The sequence below is a fragment of the Nocardioides marinquilinus genome (assembly GCF_039543705.1).
Taxonomy (GTDB): domain Bacteria; phylum Actinomycetota; class Actinomycetes; order Propionibacteriales; family Nocardioidaceae; genus Nocardioides; species Nocardioides marinquilinus.
On the sequence record NZ_BAABKG010000001.1, the window covers coordinates 1,105,058 to 1,113,182 of the forward strand.

Annotated in this window: 4 protein-coding genes; 1 reads left to right on the plus strand and 3 read right to left on the minus strand. The window is 74.5% G+C overall.

The genetic code is table 11. From position 1 onward, the window contains the following. The first annotated feature begins 72 nt into the window (after window positions 1-72). On the plus strand, window positions 73-1,752 hold the full coding sequence (locus tag ABEA04_RS05325; RefSeq protein ID WP_345455271.1) for a flavin-containing monooxygenase: 1,680 nt from the start codon (window positions 73-75) through the stop codon (window positions 1,750-1,752). On the opposite strand, the gene ABEA04_RS05330 is transcribed toward ABEA04_RS05325, so the two are convergent. From ABEA04_RS05330 to ABEA04_RS05340, 3 genes are all read right to left on the minus strand, one after another. Beyond that, complete coding sequence (locus ABEA04_RS05330; protein WP_345455273.1) at window positions 1,707-4,721, minus strand: hypothetical protein; 3,015 nt, start codon at window positions 4,719-4,721, stop codon at window positions 1,707-1,709. The two genes, ABEA04_RS05325 and ABEA04_RS05330, sit on opposite strands and share 46 nt — an antisense overlap. 10 nt (window positions 4,722-4,731) lie before the next feature. Beyond that, window positions 4,732-6,774: a HelD family protein gene (locus ABEA04_RS05335; RefSeq protein ID WP_345455275.1), complete on the minus strand. Its 2,043-nt coding sequence runs from the start codon at window positions 6,772-6,774 to the stop codon at window positions 4,732-4,734. A gap of 164 nt (window positions 6,775-6,938) precedes the next feature. After that, window positions 6,939-8,125: hypothetical protein (locus tag ABEA04_RS05340; RefSeq protein ID WP_425576982.1), on the minus strand; the 1,187-nt coding region annotated here is incomplete at its 5' end.

Sequence of the window (8,125 nt, forward strand, 5' to 3'; positions counted from 1 at the left end):
GACCCCGCCCGCCCTCCGAACGATGTGTCTGCCCCGTCACGGGGCCCACGACGAGGAGAGGGGACAGCGCCGATGAGCGATCAGGTCGACGAGGTCAGCGAGACGACCGGCCAGGCCGGCCAGGACGGCGGCGCCGACGGCGTGCGGGAGGTCGACGCCATCGTCATCGGCACCGGCTTCGCCGGCATCTACAGCATCCACAAGCTGCGCAACGTGGACGGCCTGAGCGTCCAGGCGTTCGAGAACGCCTCCGACGTGGGCGGCACCTGGTACTGGAACCAGTACCCGGGCGCGCGCTCGGACACCGAGGTCAACGCCTACTGCTACTCCTTCGACAAGGACCTCTTCCACGAGTGGAAGTGGAGCGAGCGCTACCCGCGCCAGCAGGAGATCTGGTCGTACCTCAAGCACGTCGCCGACCGCTACGACCTGCGCCGCAGCGTGCAGTTCGACACCCAGGTCGAGACGGCCACGTGGGACGACGACGCCAGCCGCTGGGTCGTGACCACCGACCGCGGCGAGACCTGGCGCGCCCAGTTCCTCGTCGAGGCGGTCGGGCTGCTCTCGGCCACCAAGGTGCCGCACTTCGCGGGCATGGACCGGTTCGCCGGCGAGGTCCACCACACCGCGCGGTGGCCCCAGGACGAGCCCGACCTGTCCGGCAAGCGGGTCGGCGTCATCGGCACCGGCAGCTCCGGCGTCCAGGTGATCAGCGAGCTCGGCGACAAGGTCGGCTCCCTGACGGTCTTCCAGCGCACCCCGCAGTGGGTCGTGCCGAGCAAGCACCGCCCGATCGCGCCGGGCCTGCTCGAGCGCATCGAGAACGACTACGAGGGCTACTGGCACGACGTCCTCTACTCGGTGACGGCGTTCGGATTCGAGGAGTCCGACGTCGCCGGCGAGGAGGTGAGCTACGACGAGCGCATCCGCGCCTTCGAGGAGCAGTACGAGCGCGGCGGCGGCTTCCAGTACATGTTCCAGGCCTTCAACGACGTGGCCGTCAGCCGCGTCACCAACGCCGCCGCCACGGAGGTCATCGCCCGCAAGATCCGGCAGACGGTCAAGGACCCGGTCACCGCGAACCTGCTCATCCCGAGCGACCTGTACGCCAAGCGGCCGCTGTGCTGCGACGGCTACTACGAGACCTACAACCGCGAGAACGTCTCGCTGGTCGACGTGCAGCACAACCCGATCGTCGAGATCACCGAGCGGGGCATCCGCACCGAGGACGGCACCGAGCACGAGCTCGACGTCATCGTCCTCGCCACCGGCTTCGACGCGGTCTCGGGCAACCAGCTCAAGATCCAGCACACCGGCCGGGACGGCGTCTCGCTGCACGACCACTGGAAGCACCGCCCGCGCACCCACCTCGGGCTGATGGCGCACCACTTCCCGAACCTCTACATGATCTACGGCCCGATGGGCCCGTTCACCAACCAGCCGCCGCTGCACGAGGCGCAGGTCAACTGGGTGGCCGGGACGATCCAGCACGTGCGCGAGCACGACCTCGGCTCGATCGAGCCGACGGCGGACGCCGAGGAGGCGTGGATCGCCGAGTGCGACGAGGGCGCCTCCGGGACGCTGTTCGCGGTGACGAACTCGTGGATCAACGGCTCGAACATCCCCGGCAAGCCCATCATCAACATGTTCTACATGAGCGGCTCGGGCGCCTACATGGACAAGATGGAGGAGGAGGAGAAGGCGGACTACGCCGAGAACTTCAGCCTCGGGCGGGACCGCGTCCCCGCCTGACGGGTGCGGCTCGGCGCCGCCGTCAGAACGACGCCGAGCAGCATCACCCCGGCCCCCGCCGCGCTCGCCCACCAGGCGGCGCCGGCGGGGACGCCGAGGTAGACCGTGAGGCCGAGGATGCGGTGCAGGCCCCACGGCAGCAGCGCCAGCTGGTCGTTCCAGGCGCTGAGCGCCGGCTCGAGCCCGACCAGCGCCACCAGCAGGGCCGGGACGACGACCGCGCCCCCGGCTGCGGCGACCGCGGCCCCGGCCGCCCGGCGTCGCGACACCGAGGGCCGCAGCGCCCACGCCGCCGCGACCAGCACCCAGCCCAGGGCCACGAACGCCACGGCGACGTAGGCGGAGCGGCGTCCGGGCGAGGTCCAGAACGCGAACCAGTAGCCGCCCGGGCCGCGCGGGGCGAGGACGACGAGCAACAGCACCACCCGCAGCACCACCGCGCCGCCGACCGCCGCGAGCACCGGCCACGGGTCGGCGCGCAGCAGCCGGACGGCGACCGCGAGCACCGCGACCAGGCCGAGCCAGCCGAGCCCCGCGGCCAGCAGGTGGGCCGGGGCGGCGAACCAGGTGAAGACCAGCCGGCTGGCGGCGAGCAGGCCGAGCGGCACCGCCACCAGCAGCGCCCGCTGCCCGCGGGGCAGGTCGCGCACCGCCTCGGCGGCCCGCCACGGCCGGGTGCCGGCCAGCCACAGCACGCGGGCGGCGGGCACCCGACCGAGGGCGCCGATCAGCAGCCAGCCGAGTGCGACGACCAGCAGCCCCCGCGCGGCCCACGCCATCGGCAGGTCGCGCTCGGCGCGCTCGAGGCCGAGGCGGGCGGCGGTGAGGTTCCAGGCCGGCAGCGCGAGGTCGCCGGCGTAGGCCCGCTCGTGCGCGTCGGCCGCGGACCCGAACGCCTCGCGCGCCTGCGACCACGCCTCGCGCGAGCCCTCGCCGTCGAGCCACTGCGCGTGCCGCAGCACCATGGCGCGGTAGGCGCCGAGCATCCGCAGCAGGCTGACCTGGAAGTCGAGGGCGGCGACGAACCGCTCGCGCACCTCGGCGTCGCGCCAGGACGCCGGGTCGGTGCCGGCGACCAGCGCGCGCATCCGCTCGGCGCCGGCCAGGGCGTCGTCCCCCTCGCGGATCGCGGTCTCCACGCCGTCCCGGCCGTCGGCGCTGTCGCGGGTGACGGCGTAGACGACGTCGAGCACGGCGCTGTCGCCGGTGAGGATGTCCCACTCGAAGACCCACATCATGGGCGGCGGCTCGAGGCCCAGTGCGAAGACGCGGCGGTCGGCGTAGGGCCCGACGTAGAGCCCCTCGCCGATCACCTGCGGCGAGAGCGCCAGTGCCTCGCCGACCGCGCGCACCGTGGCCGGGTCGCGGGAGAGGGTCCGGCGCGCCCAGTCGGCCGTGGCCTCGGCGACGTCGGCGTCGGGGTCGACCGCGAGCCGTGCCGCCACCTCGCTGTTCAGGTCGTAGAGCTGCCAGAACCCCGTGGTCAGCAGCAGCGAGAACGGCCCGGCGCGCCACGGACCGCCGTCCTGGGTCCAGGTCCACACGCCCTCGACGCGCGGGTTGGCGGCCACGAACCGCTGCAGCGCCTGCTGGTGCAGCACGCCGAGGTCGTCGGGCAGGGCGCCCTGGCCCTCGAACTCGCGGCGGCTCTGCAGCTCGACGATGCGGCGGTGCTCGCCGACCTCAAGGGTGTCGTTGTAGGGCAGGTGGCGGTAGAAGTCGCCGAGGGAGTACTTGGTGCTGACGACCAGGCGGTCGGAGTCGAGGCCGCCCAGCACCGCCTCGTAGGACTCCCGGTTCGTGTGCATGTCGCCCACCGCGCCGACCCCGACGCTCCAGGTGCGGAAGACGACCTCGCGGTCGGCGCGCTCGGCCTGGTCGGTGAAGGCGGTGAGCATCGCGCGGACGGCGGGCACGGTGGTGACGGCCAGCTCGGAGGTGTAGTCGAGGCCGGGGGTGTCGTAGACGTCGCCGGCCTCGCCGACGCGCACCACGATGCCGTCGACGTAGGGCATCTCGCGGTAGACCTCGTCGAGGGCGGCGGCGTAGACCTCCCACAGCCGCGGGTCCTCGGTGTCGAGGTCGTAGCGGTCGGCCAGGTAGGCGCGCAGCGGCGGGGTGAGCGCGAGCATGTCGAAGCGCAGGTAGACGCGCAGCCCGAGGTCGTGGGCGCGCTGCCAGACCGGACCGAACGCTGCCCGCATCGCCCGCGCCCGGGCCACGTGCTCGTCGTCCGCCTCGTAGACGCCGGGGACGTCGGCGAAGGTGACGTACTCGAGCAGCCCCGGCACCGTGATCGCGTTGTGGCCCTGGGCCAGCACGTGCTCGACGTACCGCTCGACCGAGGCCGAGGCGTCGGCCAGGGCGGCGTCGTCGACGTAGGGCGGCCCGCCGAGGACGACGTCGTCGAACGCGCCCGAGCGGTGGGAGTAGTCGTCGCCGTCGCGCCACTCGTCGGGGTCGGGCGTCACGCCCGCCGCGCCGAGGTCGACCATGCGGAACGGCAGCCGTGACGTCGGGTGCTCGCCGGCCAGGTCGGCGAGCGGACGCCCGGCGCCGACCGCCTGCGCCAGCTCGTAGACCCCGCGGACGGCGCCCGCCCGGCTCGGGGCGGTGAGGTCGAGGCGGGTGCCGCGCAGCGCGACGGCGTAGCCGTCGCCGTCGGCGGCGTTGCCGTGGCGCACCCGCAGGGACGCCGTGCCGCGCGGTGCGCCCGCGGACCGGCTCGCGCGGCGCAGCTCGGCCGCGGCGAGGTCGAGCCGCTCGTCGCCGGTCGGCACGTCGAGCGTCGTCCAGCGTGGGGGCGGGGCGAAGGCGCGCTCCGGCGCGACGGAGGTCGGCTCGGCCGGCACGTCCTTGCCCTCGACCCGCAGCCCGAGCGCCGCCTGCAGCCCGGCCGCGACGGCGCCCCCGAGGACGGCGAGCACGAGCAGCACCGCCGCCACCTCGACCGCACGCCGTCGCGTCACGCCCCGCACCCTAGGCAGGAGCGGCCAGCTCGGCCGGCAGGTCGTCGTCGTGCAGCACGACGAGCGAGGTGACCGCGCGGGTCAGGCACACGTAGAGCCGGCGCAGCCCGGTGGCCCGGTCGGGCTCGGCGGCGACCAGCGCGGCGGGCTCGACCAGCACGACGTGGTCGAACTCGAGGCCCTTCGCGAGGGTGGCCGGCACGACCTGCAGGCGCGGGTCGGTCTCCGGTCCGGGGTCGCCGCCGAGCGCCGCGGGGGAGTGCTCGGCCAGCGCGCCGACGACCTCGGCGACCCGGGCGTCCGGTGCGATGACGCCGACCGAGCCGGGCCGCGCCACGACCTCGCGGACGACGTCGGGCAGCGCCTCGACCCCGCGGCGCAACACCAGCTCGCCGGGGGTGCGGCGCACCGAGACCGGCGGCGCGAGGCCGGGAGCGACATGCGGCAGCAGCCGCGCGGCCAGCTCGATGACCTCGCCGGGGACGCGGAACCCCCGGGTGAGCTCGTCGACGACGGCGTCGGGGTGACCGAGGTGGGCCAGCGCCTCGCGCCAGTCGCGCACCCCCCACGGCGTGGTGGCCTGGGCGAGGTCTCCCAGCACCGTGACCGAGCCGGTGGTGGCGCGGCGTCCGACGGCACGCAGCATCATCGGCGAGAGGTCCTGCGCCTCGTCGACGACCACGTGGCCCCACGACGGCTCGCGCTCGACCAGGTCGGCCGCCTCGTCGACGAGGACGACGTCGGCCGGCGTCCAGCGCGCGGTGCCGGGGGCGCGCGCCGGGCCCGGCCGCAGCAGCATCGCCTGCTCGTCGGCGCTCAGCAGCCCGTCGGCCGCGGCGGCGAGGAGCTCGGCGTCGGAGGTGAGGCGCAGCACGAGCCGGGCCGGGTCGACGGCGGGCCACAGCGCGTCGACGCACGCCTTGACCGGGCGGGAGCGGGCCACGGCGTCCTGCACGCGGTCGTCGGGCGACTCACCGCGCCGCTCCATCTGCAGCAGCACGAGGTGGGCCAGTCGCTGCGGCAGCATCGCGCGGGCCGCGCCGTAGCGCACGCCACGCTCGCGCAGCTCGGCGAGCAGGTCCTCGACCTCGAGCACCGAGACCCGCCACCGGGACGACCCGCGCGGCACCACCAGGCCCTCCGTCGGCGCGGTCACGTGACCCCACACCGCGCGCCGCAGCACCTCGGCCATCCGCGCGTCGCCCTTGAGGACGGCTGCCGCCGGGTCGTCGTCGGCCCGCACCGCCGCCTTCGGATGCCGGCCGGTCAGCGTCTCGAGGCACAGCCCGACCGGCGTCGTCTGCCTGGCGTCTAGCTCGCCGAGCGCTGGCAGGACGTCGCCGATGTAGCGCAGGAACGACGCGTTCGGGCCGACCACGAGCACGCCGCCTCGGGCCAGCTGCCTGCGGAACGCGTAGAGCAGGAACGCCGCGCGGTGCAGTCCGACGGCGGTCTTGCCGGTGCCCGGCGCGCCCTGCACGCACACCGAGCGGTCGAGCCCGGCACGCACGATGACGTCCTGCTCGGGCTGGATGGTGGCGACGATGTCGCGCATCGGGCCGGTGCGCGGCCGCTCGATCTCGGCCTCGAGGATCGCCGAGTGCTCGAGCGCGTCGCCCTCGGCGAGCCGCTCGTCCTCGAAGGAGGTCATCGCGCCCGCGGAGAAGCCGTAGCGCCGACGTCGCCGCAGCCCCATCGGCTCGGTCCGGCTCGCGCGGTAGAACGGCAGGCTCACCGGCGCCCGCCAGTCGACCACCAGCGGGTCGCCGCCCTCGTCGCTGACGTGACGGCGTCCGACGTGGAAGGTCTCGTCCGGCGTCTGCTCGGCGGTCACGTCGTAGTCGAGGCGCCCGAAGAACAGCGGCACCTGCGGGTCGTCGGCGAGCGCCTGACGGCGGGCCTCGAGGGTGCCGGCGAGCACCTCGCGGCTGATCCGGTCGCCGCCGGCGGCGGGGTCGAGGGCATCGACGCGCTGCCGCATGCGGGCCAGCGCCGCCCGGGAGCGGGTGAGGTGCGACTGCTCGGCACGCAGGACGGCGTCGGGCGCGGGCATGGCGGGGACCTCCGGACGGTGGCGGGCCGCAGCACGTTACAGCGCCCCAGGACGTGCCCCCGGGACGAGCCCCGGACGCGCCGGGGCCTGGACGCGCCGGGGCCGGGACGGTCACGGACGAACCGTGACCGCCCCGGCCTCCGACGACCGGCCGCCGTCCCCTGCTAGCCGGCCCCGCCCGGTGCCGACCTCACGTTGCTCGGGTCGGACTTCTTCTTGATCTCCTGGCCGTCACCGACCTTGCCGCGGTCGGTGTCGTAGTTGGTCGGGTCGGTCTTGCGGCGCTTGAACCGGGTGTTCGCGCTGCCGGTGATCTCGACCTTGTCGCGCAGGCCGTCCTGGTCGGTGTCGGCCTTCACCGGGTTGGTGCGGCGCAGGCCGATCACGTAGGTGCCGTTCTTGACGATGACCCGCTGGTTGATGCGGCTGCCCCGGGTCTCGGCCCGGTCGCTGAGGCCGTCGCCGTCGGTGTCCTTGCGGCACGGGTTCGGGTAGACCTTGCCGATCCGCGCCTTGCGGGACTTCAGCTGCACCTGCTGGCCCACCGTGACGCCGCGCCGCTCGGCGCCGTCGCGCAGGCCGTCGCCGTCGGTGTCGGCCCGCAGCGGTGACGTCTTGCAGCCGGGGTAGCGCGTGGTCGGCGTCAGCTCGGCCCCGTCGCGGATGCCGTCACCGTCGGTGTCGGGGTTCTCCGGGTCGGTGCCGAGCGTGGCCTCCTGCCCGTTGGTGAGCCCGTCGCCGTCGTTGTCGGCGCCCTCGGTGCTGTCGAGGTCGTCGGCCCCGTTGAGCGGGTTGGTGCCGCGCTCGACCTCGGTGCCGTCGTCCACGCCACCGTCGTCGCTGTCACGGTCGAGCGGGTTGGTGCCGTAGGTGTTCACCTCGGCCCCGTCGGTGAGCCCGTCGTCGTCGCTGTCGCGGTCGTTCGGGTCGGTGCCCAGCTCGGCCTCGACGTCGTCGCTCAGCCCGTCGTTGTCGGAGTCGACCGCCCCGGTGCCGAGGTCGTCGGCGCCGTTGTTGGGGTCGGTGCCGTTGGCGACCTCGGCGCCGTCGAGGACGCCGCCGTCGTCGGAGTCGGGGTCGAGGGGGTCGGTGTCGTAGTAGTTGACCTCCTGGCCGTCGCTGAGCCCGTCGTTGTCGGTGTCGGGGTCGTTCGGCAGGGTGCCGGCGTCGGTCTCCTCGGAGTCGGTGAGGCCGTCGTTGTCGCTGTCGGGGTCGCCGGGGAAGTCGTCGGCGCCGTTGTTGGGGTCGGTGCCGTTGGCGACCTCGGCGCCGTCGAGGACGCCGCCGTCGTCGGAGTCGGGGTCGAGGGGGTCGGTGTCGTAGTAGTTGACCTCCTGGCCGTCGCTGAGCC

What these genes read in the sequence shown, in the direction of transcription:
- ABEA04_RS05325 (WP_345455271.1), top strand. Translation starts at nt 73, where the DNA reads ATGAGCGATCAGGTCGACGAGGTCAGCGAGACGACCGGCCAGGCCGGC.
- ABEA04_RS05335 (WP_345455275.1), bottom strand. Translation starts at nt 6,774, where the DNA reads ATGCCCGCGCCCGACGCCGTCCTGCGTGCCGAGCAGTCGCACCTCACC.